The sequence below is a fragment of the Sphingomonas soli NBRC 100801 genome, from assembly GCF_001591025.1.
In the GTDB taxonomy this organism is placed as follows: domain Bacteria; phylum Pseudomonadota; class Alphaproteobacteria; order Sphingomonadales; family Sphingomonadaceae; genus Sphingomonas; species Sphingomonas soli.
In genome coordinates this window covers 43,230-68,788 of sequence record NZ_BCTZ01000019.1, presented here as the reverse complement: position 1 = coordinate 68,788, position 25,559 = coordinate 43,230, and the positions used below count along the sequence as shown (strand labels likewise).

Genomic DNA, 25,559 nt, shown 5'->3' with positions numbered 1-25,559 from the left:
GTCTCCCCTTCGATTGCCAGCACAGGGTCGCGGCTGCGCCGGCATCTACTCGGCTAAGGGCGCTTCTCGAAGGCGATCGCGCCCCGCACATAGGGGTCGGTCGACAGACGTCCCGTCGCGATCCCGAAGGTCAGCCCCATATGGCTCGCGCCATTTCCGGCGAGAAACCCCGTCACGTTGCCCGAATTGGCAGCGAAGCAACCGCCGCAATTGATCGTTCCGCTAAAGGTCATGGCCGCGCCGACCGAGAGCTGGCTGTTCCCCGGATTGGTGATTCCGCCATTCGTGCTCAGCGCATAGGTCGCGCTGCCGACCGCTACGCTCAGGTCGAGCCCCACCTTGAGCGTCGTGCCGAAAGCCACTGCAGCGCTCCCGCTCACGGTGCCGGTGGCCCCGTTGGCCACATTGTCCACGCGCACGGTGGTGCCGCCGACAATGTCATAGGTCGCGGTGCCGCTGGTCGGCAGATTGGTGGCGCGCGTGCCGTAGATCAGATGCATGCTCTGCGCGGCCGTCAGGGCGAAGGTGTCCCCATCGGCGCCGTTATTTGAATTCTTCGCGTTGGTGGTGGTGCCGTCGGTCCAGCGCGACCAGGCGATGATATCGCCCACCTTGCCGGCTTCCATGATCTTCGTGGAGCCGTGGTGAATGCGCGAGATCAGGGTCGGCTCGAAATAATCGAGTCCACCGTCCGGCAGGATGGCCGCGCGCACATCCGATGACGGGGTGAAAGGGATCCGGGCCGAAGTGATAACCACCTGCCCATCGCGCTCATTTTCCAGCAAGGGCTCGATCGGCAGCGGAACGCCGGTTTTCGGATTGCCGAACACGGCGACCCCGTCGACCCATTTGAACACGTTCGCAGCCGTGTCGCGGATCGTATAGGCCAGCCCGTAATGGCTGCCGCCGGGTCCGGCCAGGAAGCCGCGATAGACAAACACGCAGTCGCCACGGGTGCAAGCCGGGCCGGCATCGGCCACGTCGATCTGGCCGGTCGCGAGGTTGAGGAACGGCTTGGCAAGTCCGCCGGGCGAGATCACCGAATAGGTATAGCCGCCGATCGTGACGGTACCCATCAGGCCCATCGCTTGGCCCGGGCCCTGGAAGGCGATCGAGAGCTGCCCGGTGAACACGCCCGCCGCGACGCTGTCGTCGCGCATCGTGGGCCGGGTCGAGCCGATCAGGTCATACAGGGCAACCCCCGTCGTCGGCACATTGGTCGGGAGCACGCCCCAGACGAAATGGTCGCCGCTTTCGGGTCCGCGGGCTAGACCGAGCGCCTTGGTGCCGCCCACAAGCCGCGCCCAGCCGATCACGCCCCTGTCGCCACCGCCATCCACTTCGGTGCGTCCGGCGAAGCCGTGGCGAAAGATCGTGCCGTCACGATAATTCATGTCCCAGCCGACGAACTTCCCGTTCGCGTCATAGACGGGCGAGGTGTCGTCCTGCTGGCCACCCGTTTCGGTAAGGATCGCATAGGCGATCGCCTGATCCTTGTTGCTCTCCGGCGTGCGGATCCCGTCGATCACATAGCCAGGCGGCGGCGGTGGTGGCGGAGTGGGAGTCGGAGTGGGTGTCGGCGTAGGAGTTGGGGTCGGCGTAGGAGTTGGGGTCGGAGTGGGTGTCGGCGTCGGCGTGGGAGCCGGGGTCGGCGTAGGCGTAGGCGTCGGCGTCGGAGTTGGCGTTGGGGCCGGCGCCGGAGTGGGGGTTGGCGTTGGCGTCGGCGTCGGTGCGGAATTCACCGGAATATGGCCGACATTATACCCCGCGATGCGCAGCCAGTTCTCGATCTGCGCGCCCATCGCCGCGTCGATCCCGGGCGGGAAGCCATAGGTTTCCAGCATCCGGATCAGCGCCTGTATCTCGGCATCGGTGAGCGGCAGCGGGCCGTTGCCCGTATAGGTGACCAGGCGGGTGATCAGACTCGCCAGCGAAGCGATGCCGGGCACCGCGCCGAAGGCGCTCAGCGCCGCGCCGGGGTTCAGCGCGTTCTGCACCGCGCCCGCTGCGGGGTTCTGCCCCAGCGGCAGGCCGGCGAAACCGCTCAGTCCGGGGTTGGTGATGCCCGGATTGCCCACGAACTGGCCGGCATTGCCCACACCCTGGTTGAACGTCTGGATCGGGCTGGGCTGCGCGCCTGCGCTGACGATCTGATTGCTGCCGCCATTTCCGTCCGCATTGAACGCCATGCCCACGCTGAACGTCCGCGCAGCCCCTCCCCCGCTGGTAATTCTGATCTCGCCCGGCCCCGCAAAACCACGCACGCCACCATTGGCGTCGATCTGGAAGTTGCCGGTGCTGTTCTGGTGGAAATCGACACGCACGCCGTTGCCCGCGATGATCGTGGTAGAGCTGCGCGGCGCAGACTGGACAATGAACGATCCGCTGCGCACGTTGAGCTGCCCGCCGACCATCTCGAACACCGCCGGACCCATGATGCTCACCGTCGTGCCGTCGTTCAGCCGAATCTGCACCAGCCCGGCACCGATCCGCTGCTCCCCTGCCGGCATCGGGCCGCTCTTGGGGCCAGCCGCAGTCGAGAAGAGCAGCGTCGCATCCGCCAGCGCCAGCACGGAGATCGGCTGGAACGCGATCGCGCTTGTCGCCGCGAGCATCGCAATCTTGGAGAACATCTTCATCGTGCGGGCTCCCATCAGAATTCGAGCCGCAGGCCCGCCGAAGCGGTCCAGCGATCATAATCGTACAGAGCAAGATTGCTCTCGTTGCGGCTGTAGGTGACCCGCGGGCGCAGGCTCAGCCGCTCGGTCAGCCGCACGCGGACGCCGAGGCTCGCATCGATGCGGAGATCTTCGCGGCTCGCCAGGAACAACGGGTCCATGCCGTCATGCTTGCGATATTCCGCACCCACGCCGCCGAGCACGGACAGCTTCTCCGTGACGGCGAATTCGCCGCCTGCCTGCGCGCTGAGGAAGGTATGGCTCAGATGATCCGCCGCCGGGCGGAGCGTCTCCTCGCGCCCGCCACCCAGCCCGGCAAAAATCTGGCGACCGGCATAGGTGATGCTGGCGCCATAGCGATCGGCGTCGGCGAACGGATTATTGTCGAAGTTCAGCCTGAAATATTCGCCGCTGAACGAAAGCGCCGTCTCACCAGGCATGGCCATGGTGTAGCGCGCGATGAAGCCCAGGCTGGTGCGATAGCTTTTGCGGTCCAGCAGGAACTCCTGCCCTTGCACCGCCACCGAGATCACGTCGCGGTTGCCCAGCGTATGGGCTAGGCCGGCCGAACCGGTGAACGATCCCTGATCGACGAAGCGTGACTGCAGATTGTCGCGCCAGTTCGCAAGCACCGACCCGAACAGCCGCGTCTGGCGGCTCAGCGGAGTCGATGCGGAGACTCCAGCCTGGATCTGCGCGAAGGGCTCGCCGCGCTGCACCGCGGGGCCGGTGAGCCGCGCCGCGCCCAGAAAGGCGAAGGCTGGAAGAATGATCGATGTCTCATCGGTTGCCGCATTGACGTTGCTGTCCCAGCCGCCTTCCGCGTCGATGAAGCCGCCGATCTCATCCGCCCCTCCGGCCATCTGCCGGTCGAACTGGCGGACCAGCCCGGTGAAGCGCTGGCGAACGGGGTCGGGGATGCTGGGATCACCGACCACCGTGTTGAACTCGGCGCGTGCGGTATCGACGTCGCCCATCATGGCATATGCGCGTGCCAGTTCAGCCCGGCCGGGGGCATGACCGGGCTGGACCGCCAGCACGCGCTGGAGTGCGATCAGCGCTTCGCCGATCCTGTTGGTGTCAATTGCGGCGACACCAAGCGCATAGTCGAACGCCGGATCTCCAGCGCGCTGGTCTTCCAGCGGCTTGAGCAGGCGATAGGCTTCCTCCGCCCTGCCTTTGGCCTGCAGCGCAGATGCCTCCGCAACCGGATCGGCCTGCGCCCATGCCGGCGTCGCAACCGGCGCGGCCGAGGCCAGCAGCATTGCGGTAAACGCGCACCAGTTTCCCCGCAGCATCGTCATCCCCTCATTGGATCAGGCGCGGAGAGGATGCGGCCACGCCGCAGAACTGCCCAATGACAAGCAATGCCAACTCCATGACAAAGCACGTTAGGAATGCCCGGACGTTCCCTCCCCGCAACGGGAAAGGGGCGCCGTCCGCTGCCGGACGACGCCCCCCGTTCCCTGCGCACGGGCTGTCAGCGCAGGTCTTCGACCGATACCCATCCCTTTGTGCCGTATCCGTCAGTAACCTCGACGAAGAGGCCCTGGCGCGGGGCGCCGGTGGGCGTCAGGGTGGTGGTGGCGCGAAGCGCGCGCACCGGATCGCCGGTTGCCGCAGGCGACGGCCAGAGCTTGGTATCGACGGCAACCGTATAGTTCGCGACCGCCGCCGCAGCGGGCGCCGGGCGCGACGCGGCGAGCACCTCGCGCTGCCCAACTAGCCCGTTATACGCCTCGATAAATGCGCCGGTGAGCATCTTGCCGTCTGGGGAGGAGGCATAGCCTCCCAGGTCGCCCCCGCCGGCATAGCCGCCGGTATCGATCTTGATAAAGGACTTCTTCGATTCGCCCGTTCCGGCGATCAGCGTCTGTCCCGTAGCGGGGCTCATGATGCGAAGTCCGGCAAAGACGGTCTTCTTCTTGCCACCCAGGCCGCCGAGCGCGCGGAACACCGCGCCCCCCATCGGCACCTTCGTCAGGATCTGGCCAGCCGCGCCCGAACGGACCAGGCCTTCGGTCAGCGCGCCCTTCGCCATATTCACCGATTGGTCAACTTCCTCCTTGGATCCCGCGATCGCGCTCATCAGGAAGTCGGCGGGTTTGCCGCTCGCCGGATTGTGCAGCGTGAAGCATCCCGATTCCTCGATCAGCTTGCCCAGCATGCCGCGCGGGCTGGATAGCTTGAACTGAGTCCAGCCCTGCTGGTCCCCTTCGGTGATCGCGATGCTCCCCGCCGAGACTTCACACTTGGTGAGTTCGACCTGCTTGTCCTTGTCGCGCGCGATCGCGGGCGTTGCCACACCGGCCAGCGCGACGACGCAGATAGCCTTGATGAAATTACGGGTGTTCATCGCGATTCCCCTCGTTTCGATGAAGCAGGCTTCAACCTGCCTCGCGAAACTGAGCGCGCGGGCCACCAACCTCCAGTTACAAGCTTTGTTAGAATGGTAATAAAAGCTGTCGGGATTTCCGCTTCGCCCCGGCGGAGAAGGCCCCAGGACGCAACTTGCACCAACGGCCGCCCAATTCGGCCCGCAGCGGGATGCTCCGTGTTGACCAGCTTCGGGTGCTTGTGGCACTGGGCAGTCGCATCGCTGCCGGGCATTTTGCGATACCATCCGCAAAATCATGACAGGGATCACGCTAAAGCACTGAGTTCATGGCTTTAAGCGGGTATAGCACAATGGTAGTGCAGCAGCCTTCCAAGCTGAATACACGGGTTCGATTCCCGTTACCCGCTCCAGGCCCCCACGCGATCATGGCAACCGAGACACCTCCGCTCGCGCTCTATGTGCACTGGCCGTTCTGCGTGTCCAAATGCCCCTATTGCGACTTTAACAGTCATGTCCGCGAGAGTGTGGACCAGGAAGCGTGGCGGGCCGCGATGCTCGCCGATCTGGCCCACGAGGCGGCCCTGTTGCCGGGACGGAAATTGGGTTCGATCTTCTTCGGCGGCGGCACGCCCTCGCTGATGCCGCCCGAAACGGTGGCCGCGGTGATCGATGCTGCCGAACGCGCCTGGGGATTCGAGCCCGGCGTCGAGATCACGCTGGAAGCCAACCCCTCATCGGTGGAGGCCGCGCGGTTTGCCGATCTGGCGGCGGCGGGCGTGAATCGCGTCTCTCTGGGATTGCAGGCGCTGGACGATGCGGCGCTGCGCTTCCTGGGCCGCGCGCATGACGTAAACGAGGGGCTGGGGGCGCTAGAGACCGCGCAGAAGCACTTCGCGCGGGTAAGCTTCGACCTCATCTATGCGCGTCCCGAGCAGACACAGGCCCAGTGGGAGGCCGAACTCGCCCGCGCGCTCGCTTTCGGCACCGAGCATCTCTCGCTTTATCAGCTGACCATCGAGCCCGGCACGCGCTTCGCGACGCTGTTCGACAAGGGCGAACTGGCCGCTTTCGATCCCGATGCCGCCGCCGATCTGTTCGAGGCGACCCGCGCGATCACCACCGCAGCAGGCCTGCCGCCTTACGAGGTCTCGAATCATGCGCGCCGGGGGTCGGAAAGCCGGCACAACCTGACCTATTGGCGCTATGGCGACTATGCGGGGATCGGCCCTGGCGCACATGGCCGCCGCACCGGCATGGCGACGGTCCGCCACAAAAAGCCCGAAAACTGGATCGCCGCGATTGGGCGCAACGGCCATGGCACGCAGCTCGAGGACGCCCTGTCCCGCCATGACCGCGGCGTCGAAGCGCTGCTGATGGGCTTGCGGCTGACCGAAGGGGTGGACCTGGATCGCATTCCGGACGCGCCGATCGACGAGAGGGCTCTCGCGCGGCTCATCCCACTCGACCTGATCGTGCGGGATGGCTCGCGCCTGATCGTCACAGAATCGGGCATGCCCGTGCTGGAGGCGATCCTGCGCGAGATCGTGCTGGCTTAATTCCCGCGGAAATTCTGCGGCGCGGTCGAGACCGTCACCGTCTGTCCGCCGCGGATCTCCTGCACTTCCAGCGCGCGCTCGGCTACGCCGTCCCCCCCGAAGCGGAACGCCCCGTCGAGCCCGGCAAATCCTTCGCGCTCCATCAGCCTGCCTTCCGGAAACGCATCCCCCGGCCGCCAATCGCGCGCAATCCGAATGGTTAGCAACACCGCGTCATAGCCAAGCGTCGACATCCGATAAGGCGCAGCACCAAAGCGGGCGCGATATTTGGTGGCATATTGCCGGTAATAATTGTCCGGCACGCTGGCGAACCAGGCCCCGTTGAGCACTGCATTTCCGCCAATTCCGGAATCGGTATTCCACAATTCCGTGCCTAGGATACGCGCGGTCTTGCCGCCCGGCGAACGGCGTATCACTGGCGCGGCCGTCACGGCGCTGCCGCCCGATCCTGCGATCAGGATCGCCTGATAGGGCACGCGACCGAGCTTGGTGACAGCATTGGTCATCGACCCGGGCCGGCTATCGAACGTCTCCATCGCAAGCACCTTGCCACCCGTCCCCTCGACCGAGCGCAACAGCGCGGTGGACGCGCGCTCGCCATAAAGCCCCGTCGGAATGAGTCCTGCAAACTGAGTGATGCCCGAAGTCTTGGCGTATTCGACCACGCGCTCGATCGATTGCGCAGGCGAATAGCCGAGAAGATAGGTGCCATTGCCCGCCACGCTGGCGTCGTTCGAGAAGCTGAGCACCGGAACGCGCGCGCGGCGCGCGATCGGCGCGACTTCGCGGGCATCGTCCGCCAGCAGCGGCCCGAGGATCAGCGTGTTGCCATCGGCGATCGCCTGGCTTGCAGCATTGGCGGCACCCGGCGCCGTGTCATAGGTGGTGATGCGCAGCACGTCGCTCTTGGTATCGAGGATGGCGAGCTGGGTGGCGTTCGACAGCGATGTGCCTACGCCGGCGTTCGGCCCGGTCAGCGGCACCAGCAACGCGACGCGGTGCCGAGCGATATCCTGCGGCAGGCCGGGCGCGATCGGACGCGGCGCCACCGGCCGCGGCGCTTCGATGACGGGCGGACGTTCGGCATCGGGGATGATTCGCGGGCCAGTGGAGCACGCGGCGAGCGCCGCCGCCATCGCCAGCGCTACAAAGCGCATGACTCCCGAAAGCTTCCGTTGCGGATTTGCTGCGCGGTCTGCCATGACTCTCCTCGATGGACTCTGTACTTTCGCCCGGCCTCTATATCGTCGCTACGCCTATCGGCAATCTCGGCGACCTTTCTCCGCGGGCATCGCAAATACTCTTGAACGCGGATGTGGTTGCTGTCGAGGACAGCCGCGTGACAGCGGGCCTTTTTCGCCACCTCGGCGCAAAGGGGCGGATGACGCCCTATCACGACCACAACGCCGACACCGTCCGCCCGGGGCTGATCGCACGCATGGGTAGCGAGGTGGTGGCGCTTGTCTCCGACGCGGGGACCCCGCTCATCTCCGATCCTGGATTCAAGCTGGTCCGCGATGCCCGCGCCGCCGGCCATGCCGTTACGACGATCCCCGGCCCCTGCGCCGCGGTCGCCGCGCTCACGCTGGCAGGCTTGCCGACGGACCGCTTCTTCTTCCTGGGCTTCCTGCCGAGCAAACAACTGGCCCGCGCCGAATCGATCGCCGAGATCGCGAGCGTCCGCGCTACCCTCCTACTCTACGAATCGGGGCCCCGCCTCTCCGCCTGCCTCTCCGCGCTGGCCGAAGGACTGGGCGACCGCGAGGCAGCGGTGGCGCGCGAAATTACCAAGCGGTTCGAGGAGTGCGTGACCGGGACTCTCACCCAGCTTGCCGAGCGTTATGCGGATGCCCCACCCAAAGGCGAAATCGTCATCGTCGTCGCCCCACCCGGCGAAGCACCACCCGCCAGCGTCGAGGATGCGGACGCCGCCCTCGCGGAGGCGCTCACCCGGCTGCCCGCATCCAAGGCGGCGGGCGAAGTCGCGAAGAAGCTTGGGCTGGATCGCCGCGAACTCTACGCCCGCGCAATGGCGATGAAGGGCGAATGAGAGACCGCCGCGCCGCCGAGCTGAGCGGTCGCGACGGAGAGCGCCGCGCGGCATGGTGGCTGTGGCTCAAGGGCTGGAAAATTCTCGATCGCCGCGTCCGAACGGCCGCAGGTGAGGTCGATCTGATCGTTCGCAGGGGCAATCTCGTTGCCTTTGTTGAAGTGAAAACACGTGCCACTCAGGCGGATCTCGATTTCGCGATCGATGAGCGCCGCCTCTCGCGCGTTGCGCGTGCCGCCGAGCTCCTCATGCCGCGTTATGCCCGGCCGGGCGACGATATCCGCGTCGACGTGATCCTCATTGCCCCCCGCGCACTCCCTCGCCATATCGAGAACGCTTGGATAGGGTGACTTAGTTCAATAGATCACCTAGATACTAACCGTCACCCCAGCGAAAGCTGGGAACTCTGGCCGCAGGGGCGCCCAGCTTTCGCTCGGGTGACGTAGAAGGAAATGCGAATGCCGCTTACCGTTGCCGTGCAGATGGACCCGCTGGATGCGATCAACATCGCGGGCGATTCAACCTTTGCGTTGATGCTCTCGGCGCAGGCGCGCGGACACAGGCTGTTCCATTACGCCGCAGAAGACCTCAATTACCGCGATCGCCGTGTCTGGGCCAAGGCTCATCCGGTGACCGTGCAGCGCGTCGAGGGCGATCACTTCCGTTTCGGCGATCCGGTCAGCCTCGATCTGGGCGAGCAGGCCGATGTCGTGCTGATGCGGCAGGATCCGCCGTTTGATCTGGGGTATATCACGGCGACTCACCTATTGGATCGGATTGCCGAGAGGACTTTGGTGGTCAACGATCCGGCCAGCGTGCGCAACGCTCCGGAAAAGGTTTTCGTGCTGGATTATCCGCAGTTCATGCCGCCGACATTGGTAACCCGCAGCCTTGATGAGGCGCGCGCATTCCTCGCCGAACATAAAGAGGTCGTCATCAAGCCGCTGCATGGCAATGGCGGCAAGGCGATCTTCAAGGTGGGCAGCGACGGCGCCAATCTCTCAGCGCTGATCGAAGTGTTCAACACGGCCTGGCGCGAGCCCCACATGATCCAGGCGTTCCTGCCGAGCGTCGCAGAGGGCGACAAGCGCATCGTGCTGGTCGATGGCGAAGTTGCAGGCGCGATCAATCGCATTCCGGGCGCCGGCGAAATTCGGTCGAACCTCGCGGTCGGCGGATCGGCGGCGAAGACCGAGCTGACCGCGCGCGAGCAGGAAATCTGCGACGTGCTCGGCCCCGAACTCAAGAAGCGCGGGCTGCTGTTCGTCGGCATCGACGTGATCGGCGGCGAGTGGCTGACCGAGATCAACGTGACCTCCCCCACCGGCATCGTCGCGATCGACAAGTTCAACGGCAGCGATACCGGCGCGGTGATCTGGCAAGCGATCGAACGCCGCGTCGCGGCGATGGCAGGCTGATCGCACCCATATGATCGATTGGCTTGCCTGGGGGTATTTCGGCATCTTCCTGCTGATGGTGCTGGAGAATGTGATTCCGCCCGTCCCGTCCGAAGTGATTATGGGCGTGGCCGGAATCGCGGCCGCCCAGGGCAGATTCGACTTTGTCGCGCTGGTGGCGGTCGGCACCTTTGGCTGCATTATCGGCAACCTGTTCTGGTTCGAGATCGGGCGGCGCTATGGCCATGAGCGGCTACGCCCCTTTGTCGAGCGCTGGGGCCGCTGGCTGACGCTCGAATGGCACGACATCGAGAGGATGCACCAATTCTTCCAGCGCTGGGGCGGGATCACCGTCTTCATCTTCCGCTTCATGCCGATCGGCCGCACGGTAATCTCGATCCCCGCCGGGCTGATGCGGATGCCGTTCTGGACCTTCGTTCTCTACACGACCGGCGGCAGCATCGTGTGGAACGCGATCCTGGTCGGCGTGGGATATTGGCTAGGCACCAGCTTTGACACAATCGATCACTGGATCGCCCCGATCGTGACTGGTATCGTCGTGCTGCTGGCGATCGCATATCTGTGGCGTGTCCTTACCTGGAAGCGCCGCGCCTGAGCGCAGCGCGCGTCACGCCCGCGGATGGGCATTGCGATACACGTCAAGAAGGTGCGCGGCATCGACCGCAGTGTAGATCTGGGTGGAGCTCAGGCTGGCATGGCCGAGCAATTCCTGCAGCGCGCGCAGATCGGCACCCCGGCCGAGCAGGTGCGTCGCGAAGCTGTGGCGCAGCGCGTGCGGCGTCGTCCGCTCCGAAAGCCCCAAGGCCGCCCGCGCCGAGCGCACGGATTTGCGGATCGCCCCCGGCGGCAGCGGCCCGCCCTTGGCTCCGCGAAACAGTGGCGCGTCAGCCGCGACACCCCATGGATTGAGGGCCACATAGGCCTGGATCGCCTCGCGCACCTGCGGCAGCAGCGGCACGATCCGCGTCTTGTCGCGCTTGCCGGTCACCCGCATGGTTTCACCCAGCGGCAGCACCGCGCCGGTCAGCCCCACGGCTTCACCGATGCGCAGACCCGCCCCATACAGCAGCAGCAGCACCGCCCAGTCGCGCGCCGCGATCCAGGGCTCGCTCGCTTCCTCCGATGCCAATTCCGCCAGTGCCACCGCTTCGTGCGGCGCGATCGGGCGCGGCACGCCTTTCTTGACGCGCGGCCCGCGCAGGCGCGGCAACTCTGCCTCGTCACCGCTCGCGAATTTCAGAAAACCGCGCACCGCCGATAGCTCGCGCGCGGCGGAGGCATTGCCGAGCCCATCGTTGCGCCGCGTCGCGAGGAACGCGCGCAGATCAGCCGCAGTGATCCGGGAGAGACCATCGCGGGTGACCTCGCCACCCCAATGGCTCTGCAGGAACCCGATCAGCCGCACGGCGGTCGCTTCATAGGCCCGCACCGTATGCGCCGAGCGCCGCCGGTCGCGGGCGAGATGCTGGGCGTAGAGAAGGGGCAGCGGCTGGGTCACGAGACAGACCCTAGCGGAGCCTCCTCCGGAGGGGGAGGGGGACCGGCGAACCTGATGGAGGGGGAGTGGCCCCAATCGCTGCGCCATTGCTCGTGGAGAAACCCCCTCCACCGCTTCGCGGTCCCCCTCTCCCTCCGGAAGAGGATTTGTCGATTAGCCGATCTTCTGGCCGGTCTTTGCCCAATCGGCCATGAAGCCCTCGATGCCCTTGTCGGTCAGCACGTGCTTGACGAGCTGGCGGATCACCGCGGGCGGCGCGGTCATCACGTCGGCACCGATCTTGGCGGCCTGGAGCACGTGGATCGGGTGGCGCACGCTGGCAACCAGAATCTCGGTGTCGAAATCATAATTGTCGTAGATCGTGCGGATGTCCTCGATCAGGTCGATCCCGTCGAAGCCGTTATCGTCGTGACGTCCGACGAAGGGCGATACGAAGGTCGCGCCCGCCTTGGCCGCGAGCAGCGCCTGGTTAGCCGAGAAGCAGAGCGTGACGTTGACCATCGTGCCGTCGCCAGTCAGCGCCTTGCAGGTCTTGAGCCCGTCGATCGTCAGCGGCACCTTTACCGCGACATTATCGGCGATCTTCCGAAGCACTTCGGCTTCCTTCATCATCGTCGCATGATCGAGCGCGACGACCTCGGCCGAGACCGGCCCGTCGACGATCCCGCAAATCTCGCGCACCACTTCCAGGAAGTCGCGGCCCGACTTGTGGATCAGCGAGGGATTGGTGGTGACGCCGTCGAGCAGGCCGCTTTCGGCCAGGTCGCGAATGTCGGCGGTGTCGGCGGTATCGGCGAAGAACTTCATGGTCGGACTCCTGGGAACTGGTTGCCGTCCGCCTAGCCGCTTCGCCGCCGCCGGGCAAACCCATCCGGGCGCGCGCCATGCACCAGCATCACCCGCGCCCGCCGCTCGCCCAGCTTGCTGATCGTCACGCGATACGTTCCCGGCTGAAGCCGGTAGCGGACGATCTTGCTGATGCCGGAGCAACGCGGCCCGCGATTTTCCGCCACCATGCGCAGCGGCTTGCCACGCTCGGGCGCTACGTCGATCCAGCCGTCACCGTTGATCGCGATGCCGAATGTGCCCGCCTTGCGGATCGTCACTTGCGTCTCGACTCGCCCGCCGCGCGGAGCGCGCGTCGTCGCATGGCGGGTGTCAAGGCCTTGGCCGGTGCGCGACCAGCCGGCAAGCTCGCGCGGCAAAGTGCATGGGGGCGCGGCCAATGCCAGCGCAAGGACGCTCAGAAGCACGGATATTCTCCTCATTCGAGTCGCATTGTTCTATATTTGTTCTTTACGTTATTTGCAACAATTCGCCCGCGATGCTGTTAAGGCGTGATGATGTTTCGCACCGCGCTCGCTTCGCTTGCCCTCGCCACGCCCGCCGCCGCCCAGCAGATGGACGAGCAGCTCTGGCTGCAGACCAACGGATCGGTGGAACTCAGCGAGGCCGATAAATTAACGCTGGAAGGCATCGGCCGCTTCAGCGATCGCGCCGAGGGATTCTCCCATGCCGAGGCCGGAATTCTCTACACACGCACCCTGAAAAGCGGCGTCGAACTGTCCTTCGGCTATCGCCACGTCGAGGATTGGAACCGTGGCGTTGCCCAGCCCAATGAAGAACGGCTGCGCCAGATGGTGCTGGTGCCGCTGGGGTCGGGCTTTTCGGGGCGGCTCCGCGTCGAGCAGCGCTTCAACAGCCAAAGCGGGGGAGTGGGCGTGCGCGTGCGCCCGCGACTCGGCTTCGATGCGTCGCTCAACGATCACGGCCTGAAGCTTTTCGCCACGCAGGAGCATTTCGTGAACCTCAACACGACCGGCTGGGGCCAGCGGGAGGGGTATGAGAGGATGCGCAATGCGGTGGGTCTCTCAATCCCGATCGCAGACAAGGTGCGCGGCGAAGTGGGGTATCTCAACCAATATCGCTTCGGCCGCGGCGGTCGCCGCGACCAGATGGACCACGCCGCCACCCTTACCCTCTCGTTCAACATCGCCAGCGTGGGCGAGAACGACTAGTCGCGGACGAGCATCACCCTTGACCTGAGGCTTGGTAAGCTTGGTGAGCATCAGCGTGTAAGCCCCGGGCGCGAGCTCAAACCGCACGATCTTGCGAATCGTCGAGCATTCCGGCCCATGGCCGTGCTTGACCGATTTGAGCGTCTCGCCATCTTTGGGCGCGACATCGATCCAGCCGCCCTGATCGAGCGCGATGCCATAGATTCCCGCGGTCTCGATCCGGAAGCTGATCCGCGCCGCGCCGCCCGTCAGTGCAGGTTCCGGGGGATTCGCCGGATCGACCGGCTTGCCCAGCTCCTCGGGGCGGATGCTCTGGAGAACGACCGGCCTGGTCAGGTCGCTCGGATACCCATGTCCCGGCGTCGTCCACACGGCAAGCGTCGCGGGAAGCTTCGCATCCATCGCCGTGCAGAGCGCGGCCTGGGCGACAAACAGGGCAGCGGCGATCAACATCGGGCAATCTCCTGACCCCACGGACGATACGGGATTCCGCTTCGCCCACAAATCCCCATATGAGGCGGGAATGACTCGCGCCCGCGTCCTCGTCATGAACTCCGCGCTCGGCCCGCTCGATTACCGCGTCCCCCAGGGGATGCAGGTCGAGCCGGGGTCGATCGTCGTTGCACCGCTGGGACCGCGCCAGCTTGCGGGCGTGGTGTGGGAAGCCGATCGCATGCCTTCGGATGCGGAGGTGGGCGACAATCGCCTGCGACCGCTGCTGGGCGTCTCCGATTCGCCGCCTATTCCCGCGCCGGTCCGACGACTCGTCGAATGGACCGCGAATTATTATCTGAGCCCGCCGGTTTCGGTGCTGGCGATGGCGCTGCGCACATCGGCAGCCTTCGAGAGCGCGCCGACGATCACGGAATATCGCGCGACGGGGCTGGTGCCCGAACGGCTGACACCCCAGCGTGAACAGGCATTGGAGCGCATCGGCGACCGCCAGGGGCTGGTCCGCGAGCTCGCCACCGTCGCCGACGTCTCCGAAGCGGTGATCCGCGGGCTGGTGAAGGTCGGCGCGATCGAGGCCGTGGTGGTCGATACCGACAGCCCCTATCCGCTGCCCGATCCGAACTTCGCCCCGCCCGATCTCTCGCCCGAACAGGCCGGCGCCGCCTCGATCCTGCGCCAGTCCGTCGGTGCCGAGCAGTTCCAGACCTTCCTGCTCGACGGCGTCACCGGCTCGGGCAAGACCGAAGTCTATTTCGAGGCCGTCGCCGCAGCGCTTGCTTCGGGCAAGCAGACGCTGGTGCTGCTCCCGGAAATCGCGCTCACCGAGCCTTTCCTCACCCGCTTCGCCAAGCGCTTCGGCTGCGAGCCCGTGGCGTGGCACTCGGGGCTGCGCACCTCGCAGCGGCGCCGGGCATGGCGGGCGATCGCCAGTGGCGAGGCGATGGTGACGGTCGGCGCGCGCTCGGCGCTGTTCCTGCCTTATCCCAATCTCGGGCTGATCGTTGTCGACGAAGCGCATGAGACGAGCTTCAAGCAGGAAGACGGCGTCCATTATCACGCCCGCGACGTCGCGGTGATGCGCGGCTATTTCGAGGAATGCCCGGTCATCCTCGCCAGCGCGACCCCGGCGATCGAGACGCGCCACCAGGTCGAGCTGGGCCGCTATGAGGAATTGAAGCTTCCGGTCCGCTTCGGCACCGCAGAGATGCCGCGCATCGAAGCGATCGATCTGATCGCCGAGCCGCCCGAACGCGGCCGCTGGCTCAGCCCTCGCCTGGTCAAGGCGCTGGAGGAAACGTTGGCGCGCGGCGAGCAATCTTTGCTGTTCCTCAATCGCCGCGGCTATGCCCCGCTCACGCTCTGCCGCCACTGCGGCCACCGCTTCCAATGCCCCAATTGCACGGCGTGGATGGTCGAGCACCGGCTGATCCGCCGCCTTTCGTGCCACCATTGCGGCCATACCGAGCAGACCCCCGAAATCTGCCCCGAGTGCCAGAGCGAGGACACGCTGGTCGCCTGCGGCCCCGGGGTCGAGCGCATCGCCGATGAAGTCGCCGCGCTCTTCCCCGATGCGCGCAGCGCCGTCGTCACCTCGGACACGATCTGGTCGCCCGCACGCGCCGCCGAATTCGTCAGCCGGATGGAGCATTGCGAGATCGACATCGTCATCGGCACCCAATTGGTGACCAAGGGCTATCATTTCCCCAATCTGACGCTGGTGGGCGTGATCGATGCCGATCTCGGGCTCGACGGCGGCGATCTTCGCGCCTCCGAGCGGACCTTCCAGCAGATCATGCAGGTCTCCGGACGCGCGGGCCGCGGCGAGAAGCCGGGCACCGTCTATATCCAGACGCACGCCCCCGATGCACAGGTGATGCGGGCGCTGGTTTCGGGCGATGCCGACAGCTTCTATGCTGCGGAGACGGAGGCGCGGCGCGATGCCGGAGCGCCGCCCTTTGGCCGCTATGCCGCGATCATCGTCTCCTCCGAGGACAAGGCAGCCGCCGAGGAGGTCGCGCGGATGATCGGCCGCAGCGCGCCGCAAAGGGACGAGATGCACGTCTATGGCCCCGCCCCCGCCCCGCTGGCCATGCTGCGCGGCAGGCACCGCTTCCGGCTGCTCATCCATGCCCGCCGCGCGTTCGACGTCCAGGACATGATCCGCGAATGGCTGGGAGGCCTGAACTGGAGCGCCAGGGTGCGCGTCGCGGTCGACGTCGATCCCTATAGTTTCGTGTGACCGGTGCACCACCGTCCCAGTACGACCGTTTTGGCGTCAAATCAGAAGGTGACGCGAGACGCCGGGCCAACTAGCCTGCGGTAACGACTCGAATGGAGGGGGCTCCGTTGCGCAAGCTTCTGGTATTTTTCGCGTTTCTGCTGTGTCCGCTGTCCGCCAGCGCGCAGTGGCGTCAGGCGGTGAGCGACCATTTCGTCATCTACGCCGAAGGCGATTATAACTGGATCCGCAACTTCGCCGAGGAGCTTGAGCGTTTCGATCGCGGCGCGCGGCGGCTGCGTAACCTTCCCGATTCTCCCACCGCTCCGGCGACGAAGGTCACCGTCTATGTGATCTCGTCGTCCAGCGAGTTCACCAAGCTTGCCGGCAGCAACCGAATTGGCGGCTTCTATCTGGCGCGCGAAAGCGGAGCGCGGGCGTTCCTGCCCAAGCTGGGCGGCACGGACAATATGCGGCAGACGCTGTTTCACGAATATACCCACCACCTCTACATGGTCGCCTGGGCCAATGTGGCGATCCCCGGCTGGCTGCAGGAAGGGCTCGCCGAATTCCATTCCTCGGCCGAGTTCAACAAGGACGGATCGCTGGTGATCGGCCGAGAACCCGCGACGCGCTATTGGCAATTGTCGGAACTCACCACCGACCAGATTCGCAAGATGCTGCTGATGTCAAAAAGCGCGTCGGGCGTGGACGTCTATTATAGCGGCGGCTGGCTGCTCACCCATTTCCTGACCTTCGCGCCGGGCCGGGAGAATCAGATCGGGAGCTACATCGCCGCGATCAACAAGGGGAAGTCGCTGGGTGATGCGGCTGAAGAAGCCTTTGGCGACACCGGAAAGCTCGGCTCTGACCTGGCCCGCTACCGCCGGGGTACGGGCCTTCGCGCCGTGGTGGTGCCCAAGGCGGATCTGCAGATCGGGCAGATCACCGTCCGTCCGCTGACCGCAGCGGAGACTTCGACGATCCAGATCCGCATCCAATCCGATCGCGGCGTCAATGAAAAGACCCGCGACGGAGTCTATGCACTCGCCAAGGCGGCGGCGGCTCCCTATCCCAACGACGCCGCAGCGCAGCGCGTGCTGACCGAGGCGGCCTATGACGCAAAGGATTTCGTCGAAGCGGAGGCGGCAGCCGATCGCGCCATCGCCGCCGATCCCAAGCTCGGCAGCGCCTATGCCTATAAGGCGATGGCAATGATCGCCCGCGCGAACGCGGACAAGGACAATAGCGCGCCGCGATGGACCGCGATCCGCAAGGTCATCGCAGAGGGCAAGCGCATCGATCCAGACAATCCCGAATTGCTGATGATGTTCTATCGCAGCTTCGCACAATCGGGGATGGCCCCAAACCAGCCCGCCAAGCAGGCGCTGTACCGCGCCGTGGTGCTCGCGCCGCAGGTCGGCAGCATCCGGTTCACGGCTGCCATGCAGCTGATACGCGATGGACTCGCCGTTGAGGCGAAATCGGTGCTGCGCCCGCTTGCCTTCAATCCGCACAGCCAGAAATCGGCGGAACGGGCTCGCAACGCGATCGAAGAAATCGACAAGGGCAATCTGGAAGGCGCCAGCAAGGCACTGGCGGGCGGCGAGGAACCAGACGAGGAAGAAACCCCACCCTCGCCAAAACCCGAGGCCTGAAAAGGCGCTCGTAGCCTGAAACCCATCTGGCCGAGCCTGCTTGTTACAGGTTGCGACAAAGTCCTGCGTGACTGTGGTTGCATCCGATACTAGCGTCCCCCGCAACGACTCGGAATTCAGGGGCATCTTGTGCGTAAACTACTGATTGCAATTATTTTTCTGCTTCCCCCACTTTCCGCCAACGCACAGTGGCACAAGGCGGTCAGCGATCATTTCGTGATTTACGCCGAAGGTGACGAGGCGTGGCTGCGCAATTACGCCGAGGAGCTCGAGCGCTTCGACCGGGGCATCCGCAGCTTTCGCAACCTGCCCGATTCGCCGGCAGGGACCGCCAACAAGGTGACGCTGTTCGTCGTCGAGCCGAGCAATCTGAGCCGCCTGGCGGGCAGCCGCATGGGCAATCTCGCCCGCGCCACCGAAAGCGGATCGGTCGCGTTCCTGCCGCGCACCAGCAACGATCCCGAAGCGACGCGGCGGCCGCTGTTCCACGCTTACGCCCACCATGTCTATGCAGTCGCATGGCCGAACGTCACGATCCCCGGCTGGCTCCAGGAGGGACTGGCCGAATTCCACGGCACCACCGAATTTCGCCCCGACGGCTCGATCGTGCTGGGCCGCGAGCTCGGGGCGCGTATGCGAGCGCTGAACCCGGCGGACCGCGAGCCGATCATCAAAATGCTCAACCTGCAGCGCCAGGAGCCCGGCGAGCGCATCTTCACCACCGGCGGATGGCTGCTGACCCACCTGCTTACCTTCTCGCCCGGCCGCGAAAACCAGATCGGCGCCTATATTGCCGCGATCAACAGCGGCAAATCGCTAAGCGAAGCAGCCCAAGTCTTTGGCAGCATGGACAAGCTGGGCGCCGACCTCATCAAATATCGCCGCGGCACGGGTCTTAAGGCGGTGGTCGTGCCGGCATCGGATCTAAAGTCCGGCCCGGTGACAGTGCACGCGCTGACGCTCGGCGAAGCGGCGATGATCGACGTCCGCATGGAATCACAGGGTCCGGGTGACGAGAAGGCCGCACAGGCCCTCTACGCCCGCGCGAAAGCAGCTGCGGCCCCTTATGCGGACGATGCCGACGCTCAGCTCGTGCTCGCCAAGGCGGCCTATGACGCCAAGGACTTCGCCGCCACTGAGGCCGCCGCCGACCGCGTCATCGCCACCGATCCCAAGCTGCCCGGCGGCTATGCCTATAAGGCGATGGCGATGACCGCGCGCGCCCAAGCGGAGAAGGACAAGAGCGCTCCGCGCTGGGCCGCGATCCGCAAGGTGCTGGCCGATGGCAAGCGGCTGAACCCCGACAACCCGCAATTGCTGATGCTGTTCTACCGCAGCTTCGGCGATTCGGGGATTCCGCTCAACCAGCCGGCCAAGCAGGCACTCTATCACGCGGTGGCCGTGGCCCCTGATGTCCGCACCATCCGCGTCGCCGCAGCCGCGCAGTTGATCGAGGATGGCTCGGGCGAAGAGGCCAAGATCGTGCTGCGTCCGCTCGCCTTCGATCCGCACAATGCGAAATCCGGCGAACAGGCGCAGAGCGCGATCGACCTGATCGACAAGGGCGACCTTCCGGGGGCAGGCAAGGCGCTGGCCAGCGCTGCGCACAAGAACGAGAATGACGAGCCACAGGCCGAGCGCCGCCGATAGCAAACGCGCCGCCGCCTTGAACCCGGCGGCGATTTCGGTGAGAGGATTGGCGCGGAGTGGAGCCGTATGCGCCGATGCTGATTCGTTTTTTTGCCCTGTTGAGCCTGTTTGCCGCGATTATCGTGCCGGCGCGGGCGGACGATATTTCAGCATCGGGGCGCGGCGTCGTGCGCATCGTCACGATTGCGGTGGTGGGAGACGAAGTGGTCGGCTTCGGCCATGGCAGCGGCTTTGCCGTCTCGCCCAATCGCATCGTCACCAACGCGCACGTCGTCGAACTGGCCTCGCGTTACCCCGACAATGTCGTGATCGGCGTGGTGCCCAGTGAGGGCGACAAGTCGTTCCAGGGCAAGCTCATCAAGATCGACAAGGATCGCGATCTCGCGCTGATCGAGTTCAGCGGTGTCCGCCTGCCGGCGCTTACGCTCTACACCGGCTCCCCCACCGACGGTGAAGCGCTGTTCGCGCTGGGCTATCCGGGCAATGTGGACATCGCCACCGCCCGGTCCGCAGCCGATTTCATCAAGCCGCAATCGCCGGTGCGCTCGCAAGGCGGCTTTGCGGGGATGCGCACGCTGCAGGGCACCAGCGTGCTGCTCCACACCGCCAATATCGCGCGTGGCAATTCGGGAGGGCCGTTGCTCGATCGCTGCGGCCGCGTGCTCGGCGTGAATTCGGCGATCACCCGCGCCGATGAAGGTGACGCCACCTTCGCCTTCGCGATCTCGGGCAAGGAGCTCGCGGCGTTCCTATCCGAAGCCAGGCAGCCGATCGCGCAGGTCGGCGTGCCGTGCACCAGCGTCGAGGAGCAGATGGCGCAGGAGCGCACCGCGGAGGAAAAGGCGCGCGCCGAAGCAGAGGCGCTGTCGCGCAGCAACGCTGCCAAGACCGCGGCCGAGCGCGAAGACGCGATTGCGCAAGCCCGCGCCCGCAGCGACGCGGCCCGCGAGAATTATATGGCCGGAGCCGCGTTATTGCTCGTGCTAGGCGCGCTGGCGGTTGGCGGCGGCGGGCTGTTGCTTTCCCGCGACCGCCAGCGCGAGGCGATCTGGGTGGCCGCGGGCGGCGGCATCCTGATGCTGGGGGCGATCGCCCTGTTCTTCAGCCGCCCCGGCTTCGACGAATCCAAGGTGATCCCGGTCCCGAAGACCCCGACCGGCACGGCGCCGGTCCAGATCACGCAGGGCCGCATGATCTGCACATTGGCGCCCGAGCGCAGCCGCGTCACCGTCACGGCCACCGACACGGTCGATCTGGACGTGGGCGAAGACGGCTGCATCAACGGCCGCACGCAATATGCAGAGGCGGGCACGCACTGGCAGCGCATCCTGGTCCCCGATCAAGAGCAGACCGTATCGGTGCTCGATTACGACCCGGGCACAGCGACCTATACGCACACGCGCTATCTGCTCTCGTCCGAGCAGATGGCGAAGGCGCGCAGCCTGCGCAAAGGCGTTCCGCTAAAGACCTGCTCGTCCGACCAGGCCAAGCGCGCTGAACTGGCCACGCAGCAGCAGTCGATCCGCACGGCACTGCCGGCGGTGTATAACGAAAAGCTCGTCTATCGCTGCACGGAGGCGGAAGGGCCCCCACCAGCGGTCACTGGCGCAAAATAGTCCCTCCCCGCGCGGACCGGAACGCTCACTCGTCAACCCCCTCCCGCCTGCGCAGTGCCCGTTTGCGATCGACGCCATAGGCATAGCCGCCCATGCTCCCGTCGGTCCGCTGAACCCGGTGGCAGGGGATTATGATCGCAACCTGGTTTGCCCCGCATGCGGTGCCCGCAGCGCGCACCGCCCCGGGTTTGCCAACTTCTGCCGCGAGCTGGGCATAGCTGCGCGTCTCGCCAGCGGGAATCGCTCGCAGCGCATTCCACACTGCTTCCTGAAACGCCGTGCCCTGCACATCGACCGGCAGATCCCCATCCCGGCCCGGCGATTCGACTTCGGAAACCACGCGCGCCGCAAGTTCGGCCAGCGCTGCGCCGCCCGCCACGATCTCCGCCGCGGGAAAGCGCCGCGCGAGGCTCAGCGAATCCTCGTCGAAGGCGACGCGGCACAACCCCTTGCCGGTCGCCGCGATCAGCAGCGGCCCCAGGCTGGTATCCGCGATCGTCCAGCGGATCGTCACCCCTGCCCCGCCGCGCCTCCACGCGCTAGGCGTCATTCCCAGCCGGGCATTGGCAGTCTCGTAGAAGCGGCTCGGCGCCGAATAGCCCGCTTCGTAGATAGCATCGGTCACGCTTTCTTCTTCTGTCAGCGCCACCGCCGCGCGCCGCGCCTTCAGCCCGCGCGCATAGGCCGCCGGTGTCACCCCGGTCGCGCGCTTGAATAGTCGATGGAAGTGATACGGCGCATAGTCGACCGCCGCCGCGATCTGCTCGAGCGAGACGATCACCTCGGCCGCCTCGATCAGCCCCACTGCCTTTGCCACCGCGATTCGATCGCGCGCCACTTCGTCGGGCTTGCACCGCAGGCAGGCTCGGTAGCCCGCCGCCCGCGCAGCTTCTGCGTCGGAGTAGAAGATCACATGCTCGCGCTTCGGCCGCCGCGCCGGGCAGCTTGGCTTGCAATAGATCCCGGTGGTGGTGACGGCGACGATGAAGCGCCCGTCGGAATGCCGGTCGCGCGCCTCGAACGCGGTCCAAGCAGCGTCGTCGGAGAGGGAAAGCTGGGTCATGAGTCGGATATAGACCTCCCTTCCCCTGGGCACATCCCGAGCCTTGCGACCAAAACACCAAACCTCCATCTCCGCCTCGCGCCGATAGGTCCGAGGCCATGTTCCCCCGCCCCAAGCGCAACCAGTTCAGGAGGGGAGTTCGATGCCCCCTACCATCCGCCCCCTTGCCCTCCGCGCCGCTTGCAGTCACTGTTAGCGCTAACGGGCGCGAACGCCCGAGGGAGAGGTCATGACCTTCTGGCAACGCACCCGCGCGCTCCGCTGGTGGATCATCGCGATCGTGATGCTCGGCACGATCATCAACTATCTCGTCCGCCAGACACTCGGCGTCGCCGTCGCGACCGATGCGTTCAAGGCCGATGTGCCGATGACTAAGGAGCAATATAGCTGGGTCACCGGCGTGTTTCAGGGCTTCATCATGATGCAGCCCGTGGTCGGCTATATCCTCGACCGGATCGGGCTGCGCACGGGCATGGCGATCTTCGCCACGGCATGGGCCGTGCTCATCGCAGCGCACGGCTGGGTGACGAGCTGGCAGGGGCTGGCGGCTCTGCGCGGCATGCTGGGATTTGCGGAAGGCACCTCGCACACTCTGGGCCTCAAGGTCGTCTCCGAATGGTTCCCCGCCAAGGAGCGCGGCTTTGCCGGCGGCATCTATAACCTCGGTGCCTCGGCAGGCATCGCGCTGGCCGGCCCGCTGGTCGCGATCGCGATCGTCTGGTGGGACTGGCGTGCCGCTTTCTACATCGCCGCGGGCCTCGCGATCCTCTGGGTGCTGCTCTGGCTGCGTTACTATCGCGCGCCCGAGGCGCATCCCGATCTCTCGCCCGAGGAACTGGCGCTGATCCAGTCGGGCCAGGAAGCGCATATCCAGGCCGCGGGCGACAAGCCGCCGGTGCTCTCGCTGCTCGGCCGCCGCAATTTCTGGGGCATCGCCCTCCCGCGCTTCCTCGCGGACCCGACCTGGGCGACGCTGACCTTCTGGCTGCCGCTGTACCTGAGCGAGGTGCGCGGCATGAACCTCAAGGAGCTGGCGATCGCGGTGATCCTGCCCTTCATCGCCGCCGATCTCGGCTGCCTGTTCGGGCCCGCCGTGGTCGTCTGGCTCGAGCGTCGCGGCATCGCGCTGATCGACGCACGCCGCTGGACCTTCACATTGGGCGCCGTGCTGATGACGAGCATGCTCTTCGTCGGATCGGTCACCAGCCCCTATGTCGCGGTCGCCCTGCTCAGCATCGGCGCCTTTGCCCACCAGACGCTGTCGGTCACCTGCATCACCCTCGCCACCGATCTCTTCCGCAAGAACGAGATGGGCACGGTCGCGGGCATGGCGGGCACCATGGCCAATCTCGGCGTGATGATCTTCACCCTGCTGATCGGCGCGCTGGTCACCCAGATCGGCTATACCCCCTTCTTCATCGCGCTCGCGGTGATGGACCTGATCGCCGCCGCGATCCTCTGGACGCTGGTGGTCAAGCCCGGGGGCGTCGAACGCGAGAGCGGCTGGATCCCGATCCTGCTCGGCGGCGCGACCGCGGCCTATCTGGCCTATGTCGGGATCGGCACGGTGGGGGTCGCCGGCTATGTCGGCTTCGGCTTCGGGCTTCTGCTGCTCATCCTCGGCCTCGCCATCCAGTTCCGCGCGCGCCGGAGCCCCGCATGATCCGCAATCCGATCCTTCCCGGCTTCAATCCCGATCCCTCGATCGTCCGGGTCGGCGACGATTATTATATCGCCACCTCCACTTTCGAATGGTTCCCCGGCGTCCAGATCCACCACAGCCGCGACCTCGAGAACTGGACGCTGATCGCCCGCCCGCTCAACCGCGCCTCCCAGCTCGACATGCGCGGCGATCCCGATGGCTGCGGCGTCTGGGCGCCCTGCCTCAGCCATGACGGCGAACGCTTCCACCTGATCTACACCGATGTGAAGCGCTATGGCCGCACCACCGTCGGCGGCGCATCGGGCGCGAGTCTCCGCGACTTCCACAATTACCTCGTCACCTGCGAAACCATCGACGGGCACTGGTCCGATCCGATCCACCTCAACTCCAGTGGCTTCGATCCCTCGCTCTTCCACGATGACGACGGCCGCAAGTGGTTCCTCAACCAGCTCTGGGACCATCGCCCGGGCCGCAACCGCTTCGCCGGCATCGTCCTGCAGGAATATTCGCCCGCCGAGCAGCGCCTGATCGGCGAGCGCGTCAACATCTTCCCCGGCACGCCTCTGGGCCTCACCGAGGCGCCGCACCTCTACAAGCGCGACGGCTATTATTACCTCGTCACCGCAGAGGGCGGCACCGGCTGGAACCATGCCGTGACGATGGCGCGCTCGCGCAGCCTCACCGGCCCCTACGATCTCCACCCCGACAGCTATATCCTCTCCAGCCGCACCCGCCCGGATGCCCCGCTCCAGCGCGCCGGCCATGCTGATCTGGTCGAGGCGCCCGACGGCGCGCCCTGGCTGGTCTATCTCTGCGGCCGCCCGCTCCCCAATCGCGGCCGCTGCGTGATGGGCCGCGAGACCGCGATCCAGCAGATGCGCTGGGCCGAGGATGGCTGGCTCTACACGCTCGATGGACAGGGCGTGCCCGTGGTCGGTGCGCCGCCCCGCGCCGACACCCACCAGCGCGACGATTTCGACGGCCCCGATCTGCCGATCGACCTGCAATGGCTGCGTACGCCCGATCCCGATGCGATCTTCAGCCTCACCGCGCGCCCCGGCTTTCTCCGCCTCTACGGCCGCGAGACGATCGGCAGCCTGTTCACCCAGTCGCTCGTCGCCCGCCGCCAACAGGCCTTCTGCTACACCGCGACGACGCAGATGGATTTCACTCCCCGCCACTTCCAGCAATCCGCCGGGCTGGTCGCCTATTATAACGGCAGCAAATTCCACTATCTCCATGTCAGCCATGACGAGGAGCATGGCCGCCACCTCCGCGTGATGTCCGCGCTGCCGGACAGCCCCCAGGCCGACGCCTTCACCACGCCCATCCCGCTGCCCGAAGGCCGCATCGAACTGCGCTGCGAGGTCGATTACGAACGCCTCCGCTTCGCCTATCGTCTCGACGGCGGCGAATGGCGTTGGCTCCCCGAGCAGTTCGACGCTTCGATCCTCTCCGACGAGGCCACCCAGCCCGGCGCGCCGAACTTTACTGGCGCGTTTATTGGCATGGCGTGTCAGGACATGTCCGGCACCGACCACCCGGCCGATTTCGACTGGTTCGACTATCGCGAGCGGGAATATGTCGCCGACCTGACCTCATAGCGGGCATCCCCGCGAAAGCGCGGACCCAGGATCACAAGCGACGCAGCGGGTGGCTCCGGGCTCCCGCTTTCGCGGGAA

General features: G+C 65.9%; 20 protein-coding genes and 1 tRNA gene. 13 read left to right on the top strand and 8 right to left on the bottom strand.

Going from position 1 to position 25,559, the window contains the following annotated elements:
• Window positions 1-53: 53 nt before the first annotated feature.
• From SSO01S_RS17805 to SSO01S_RS14500, 3 genes are all read right to left on the bottom strand, one after another.
• Window positions 54-2,639 (bottom strand): hypothetical protein, encoded by a 2,586-nt coding sequence (locus tag SSO01S_RS17805; protein ID WP_176573008.1) that lies wholly within the window; start codon window positions 2,637-2,639, stop codon window positions 54-56.
• A 14-nt stretch (window positions 2,640-2,653) separates the two neighbouring features.
• On the bottom strand, window positions 2,654-3,976 hold the full coding sequence (locus SSO01S_RS14505) for a tetratricopeptide repeat protein (protein WP_066800226.1): 1,323 nt from the start codon (window positions 3,974-3,976) through the stop codon (window positions 2,654-2,656).
• A gap of 182 nt (window positions 3,977-4,158) precedes the next feature.
• On the bottom strand, window positions 4,159-5,034 hold the full coding sequence (locus tag SSO01S_RS14500; RefSeq protein WP_066800223.1) for a hypothetical protein: 876 nt from the start codon (window positions 5,032-5,034) through the stop codon (window positions 4,159-4,161).
• Between the two features lie 318 nt (window positions 5,035-5,352).
• Between SSO01S_RS14500 and SSO01S_RS14495 the strand changes: the two genes are divergently transcribed.
• Together SSO01S_RS14495 and hemW are read left to right on the top strand one after the other, a co-directional pair.
• Window positions 5,353-5,426 (top strand) — tRNA-Gly (locus SSO01S_RS14495).
• 15 nt (window positions 5,427-5,441) lie between these two features.
• A complete protein-coding gene (gene hemW / locus SSO01S_RS14490; RefSeq protein ID WP_066800104.1) occupies window positions 5,442-6,572 on the top strand; it encodes a radical SAM family heme chaperone HemW in 1,131 nt (376 codons plus the stop codon).
• Here hemW and SSO01S_RS14485 read toward each other — a convergent pair.
• Window positions 6,569-7,729, bottom strand: coding sequence for a penicillin-binding protein activator (locus tag SSO01S_RS14485; RefSeq protein WP_245646800.1), 1,161 nt, complete (start codon window positions 7,727-7,729; stop codon window positions 6,569-6,571). The two genes, hemW and SSO01S_RS14485, sit on opposite strands and share 4 nt — an antisense overlap.
• A gap of 56 nt (window positions 7,730-7,785) precedes the next feature.
• Here SSO01S_RS14485 and rsmI point away from each other — a divergent pair, with 56 nt between their 5' ends.
• The 4 genes from rsmI to SSO01S_RS14465 all read left to right on the top strand — a co-directional run bounded on the left by rsmI (window position 7,786) and on the right by SSO01S_RS14465 (window position 10,635).
• Window positions 7,786-8,622 (top strand): 16S rRNA (cytidine(1402)-2'-O)-methyltransferase, encoded by an 837-nt coding sequence (gene rsmI, locus SSO01S_RS14480; RefSeq protein ID WP_066800098.1) that lies wholly within the window; start codon window positions 7,786-7,788, stop codon window positions 8,620-8,622.
• Window positions 8,619-8,972, top strand: a complete 354-nt coding sequence (locus SSO01S_RS14475) for a YraN family protein (protein ID WP_066800095.1) — start codon at window positions 8,619-8,621, stop codon at window positions 8,970-8,972. Before rsmI ends, SSO01S_RS14475 begins: the two co-directional genes overlap by 4 nt.
• 108 nt (window positions 8,973-9,080) lie before the next feature.
• Window positions 9,081-10,040 carry a glutathione synthase gene (gene gshB, locus SSO01S_RS14470; protein ID WP_066800093.1) on the top strand — a complete coding sequence of 320 codons (960 nt, stop codon included), beginning with the start codon at window positions 9,081-9,083 and terminating at the stop codon, window positions 10,038-10,040.
• 10 nt (window positions 10,041-10,050) lie between these two features.
• Complete coding sequence (locus SSO01S_RS14465; RefSeq protein WP_066800091.1) at window positions 10,051-10,635, top strand: DedA family protein; 585 nt, start codon at window positions 10,051-10,053, stop codon at window positions 10,633-10,635.
• 12 nt (window positions 10,636-10,647) lie between these two features.
• Here SSO01S_RS14465 and SSO01S_RS14460 read toward each other — a convergent pair whose 3' ends face one another.
• The 3 genes from SSO01S_RS14460 to SSO01S_RS14450 form a co-directional block, all read right to left on the bottom strand.
• Window positions 10,648-11,538: a tyrosine recombinase XerC gene (locus SSO01S_RS14460; RefSeq protein ID WP_066800088.1), complete on the bottom strand. Its 891-nt coding sequence runs from the start codon at window positions 11,536-11,538 to the stop codon at window positions 10,648-10,650.
• Between the two features lie 153 nt (window positions 11,539-11,691).
• Window positions 11,692-12,345 carry a fructose-6-phosphate aldolase gene (fsa, locus tag SSO01S_RS14455; RefSeq protein ID WP_066800084.1) on the bottom strand — a complete coding sequence of 218 codons (654 nt, stop codon included), beginning with the start codon at window positions 12,343-12,345 and terminating at the stop codon, window positions 11,692-11,694.
• Window positions 12,346-12,377: 32 nt separating this feature from the next.
• Window positions 12,378-12,791 (bottom strand): hypothetical protein, encoded by a 414-nt coding sequence (locus SSO01S_RS14450; RefSeq protein ID WP_066800082.1) that lies wholly within the window; start codon window positions 12,789-12,791, stop codon window positions 12,378-12,380.
• Between the two features lie 87 nt (window positions 12,792-12,878).
• Here SSO01S_RS14450 and SSO01S_RS14445 point away from each other — a divergent pair, with 87 nt between their 5' ends.
• From SSO01S_RS14445 to SSO01S_RS14420, 5 genes are all read left to right on the top strand, one after another.
• Window positions 12,879-13,556 (top strand): DUF2490 domain-containing protein, encoded by a 678-nt coding sequence (locus SSO01S_RS14445; protein ID WP_066800079.1) that lies wholly within the window; start codon window positions 12,879-12,881, stop codon window positions 13,554-13,556.
• A 523-nt stretch (window positions 13,557-14,079) separates the two neighbouring features.
• On the top strand, window positions 14,080-16,248 hold the full coding sequence (locus tag SSO01S_RS14435; protein WP_066800073.1) for a primosomal protein N': 2,169 nt from the start codon (window positions 14,080-14,082) through the stop codon (window positions 16,246-16,248).
• 107 nt (window positions 16,249-16,355) lie between these two features.
• The gene (locus SSO01S_RS14430) at window positions 16,356-17,885 is read left to right on the top strand and encodes a hypothetical protein (protein WP_066800070.1); all 1,530 of its coding nucleotides are present in this window, start codon (window positions 16,356-16,358) and stop codon (window positions 17,883-17,885) included.
• Window positions 17,886-18,014: 129 nt separating this feature from the next.
• Window positions 18,015-19,535, top strand: coding sequence for a tetratricopeptide repeat protein (locus tag SSO01S_RS14425; protein WP_066800067.1), 1,521 nt, complete (start codon window positions 18,015-18,017; stop codon window positions 19,533-19,535).
• 74 nt (window positions 19,536-19,609) lie between these two features.
• Entirely contained in the window at window positions 19,610-21,151 is a 1,542-nt protein-coding gene (locus tag SSO01S_RS14420) for a S1C family serine protease (RefSeq protein WP_066800220.1), read from the top strand.
• Window positions 21,152-21,176: 25 nt separating this feature from the next.
• On the opposite strand, the gene ada is transcribed toward SSO01S_RS14420, so the two are convergent.
• Window positions 21,177-22,214, bottom strand: coding sequence for a bifunctional DNA-binding transcriptional regulator/O6-methylguanine-DNA methyltransferase Ada (ada, locus tag SSO01S_RS14415; RefSeq protein ID WP_066800064.1), 1,038 nt, complete (start codon window positions 22,212-22,214; stop codon window positions 21,177-21,179).
• Window positions 22,215-22,443: 229 nt separating this feature from the next.
• On the opposite strand from ada, the gene SSO01S_RS14410 reads away from it, so the two are divergent.
• Together SSO01S_RS14410 and SSO01S_RS14405 are read left to right on the top strand one after the other, a co-directional pair.
• On the top strand, window positions 22,444-23,877 hold the full coding sequence (locus SSO01S_RS14410; RefSeq protein ID WP_083943118.1) for an MFS transporter: 1,434 nt from the start codon (window positions 22,444-22,446) through the stop codon (window positions 23,875-23,877).
• Window positions 23,874-25,481 (top strand): glycoside hydrolase family 43 protein, encoded by a 1,608-nt coding sequence (locus SSO01S_RS14405; protein ID WP_066800061.1) that lies wholly within the window; start codon window positions 23,874-23,876, stop codon window positions 25,479-25,481. Before SSO01S_RS14410 ends, SSO01S_RS14405 begins: the two co-directional genes overlap by 4 nt.
• Window positions 25,482-25,559 lie beyond the last annotated feature (78 nt).

What these genes read in the sequence shown, in the direction of transcription:
- gshB (WP_066800093.1), top strand. Translation starts at nt 9,081, where the DNA reads ATGCCGCTTACCGTTGCCGTGCAGATGGACCCGCTGGATGCGATCAAC.
- SSO01S_RS14420 (WP_066800220.1), top strand. Translation starts at nt 19,610, where the DNA reads ATGCTGATTCGTTTTTTTGCCCTGTTGAGCCTGTTTGCCGCGATTATC.
- SSO01S_RS14485 (WP_245646800.1), bottom strand. Translation starts at nt 7,729, where the DNA reads ATGCGCTTTGTAGCGCTGGCGATGGCGGCGGCGCTCGCCGCGTGCTCC.
- ada (WP_066800064.1), bottom strand. Translation starts at nt 22,214, where the DNA reads ATGACCCAGCTTTCCCTCTCCGACGACGCTGCTTGGACCGCGTTCGAG.
- SSO01S_RS14500 (WP_066800223.1), bottom strand. Translation starts at nt 5,034, where the DNA reads ATGAACACCCGTAATTTCATCAAGGCTATCTGCGTCGTCGCGCTGGCC.
- SSO01S_RS17805 (WP_176573008.1), bottom strand. Translation starts at nt 2,639, where the DNA reads ATGAAGATGTTCTCCAAGATTGCGATGCTCGCGGCGACAAGCGCGATC.
- SSO01S_RS14465 (WP_066800091.1), top strand. Translation starts at nt 10,051, where the DNA reads ATGATCGATTGGCTTGCCTGGGGGTATTTCGGCATCTTCCTGCTGATG.
- SSO01S_RS14410 (WP_083943118.1), top strand. Translation starts at nt 22,444, where the DNA reads ATGACCTTCTGGCAACGCACCCGCGCGCTCCGCTGGTGGATCATCGCG.
- SSO01S_RS14405 (WP_066800061.1), top strand. Translation starts at nt 23,874, where the DNA reads ATGATCCGCAATCCGATCCTTCCCGGCTTCAATCCCGATCCCTCGATC.
- SSO01S_RS14435 (WP_066800073.1), top strand. Translation starts at nt 14,080, where the DNA reads ATGACTCGCGCCCGCGTCCTCGTCATGAACTCCGCGCTCGGCCCGCTC.
- rsmI (WP_066800098.1), top strand. Translation starts at nt 7,786, where the DNA reads ATGGACTCTGTACTTTCGCCCGGCCTCTATATCGTCGCTACGCCTATC.
- hemW (WP_066800104.1), top strand. Translation starts at nt 5,442, where the DNA reads ATGGCAACCGAGACACCTCCGCTCGCGCTCTATGTGCACTGGCCGTTC.
- SSO01S_RS14475 (WP_066800095.1), top strand. Translation starts at nt 8,619, where the DNA reads ATGAGAGACCGCCGCGCCGCCGAGCTGAGCGGTCGCGACGGAGAGCGC.
- SSO01S_RS14505 (WP_066800226.1), bottom strand. Translation starts at nt 3,976, where the DNA reads ATGCTGCGGGGAAACTGGTGCGCGTTTACCGCAATGCTGCTGGCCTCG.
- SSO01S_RS14445 (WP_066800079.1), top strand. Translation starts at nt 12,879, where the DNA reads ATGATGTTTCGCACCGCGCTCGCTTCGCTTGCCCTCGCCACGCCCGCC.
- fsa (WP_066800084.1), bottom strand. Translation starts at nt 12,345, where the DNA reads ATGAAGTTCTTCGCCGATACCGCCGACACCGCCGACATTCGCGACCTG.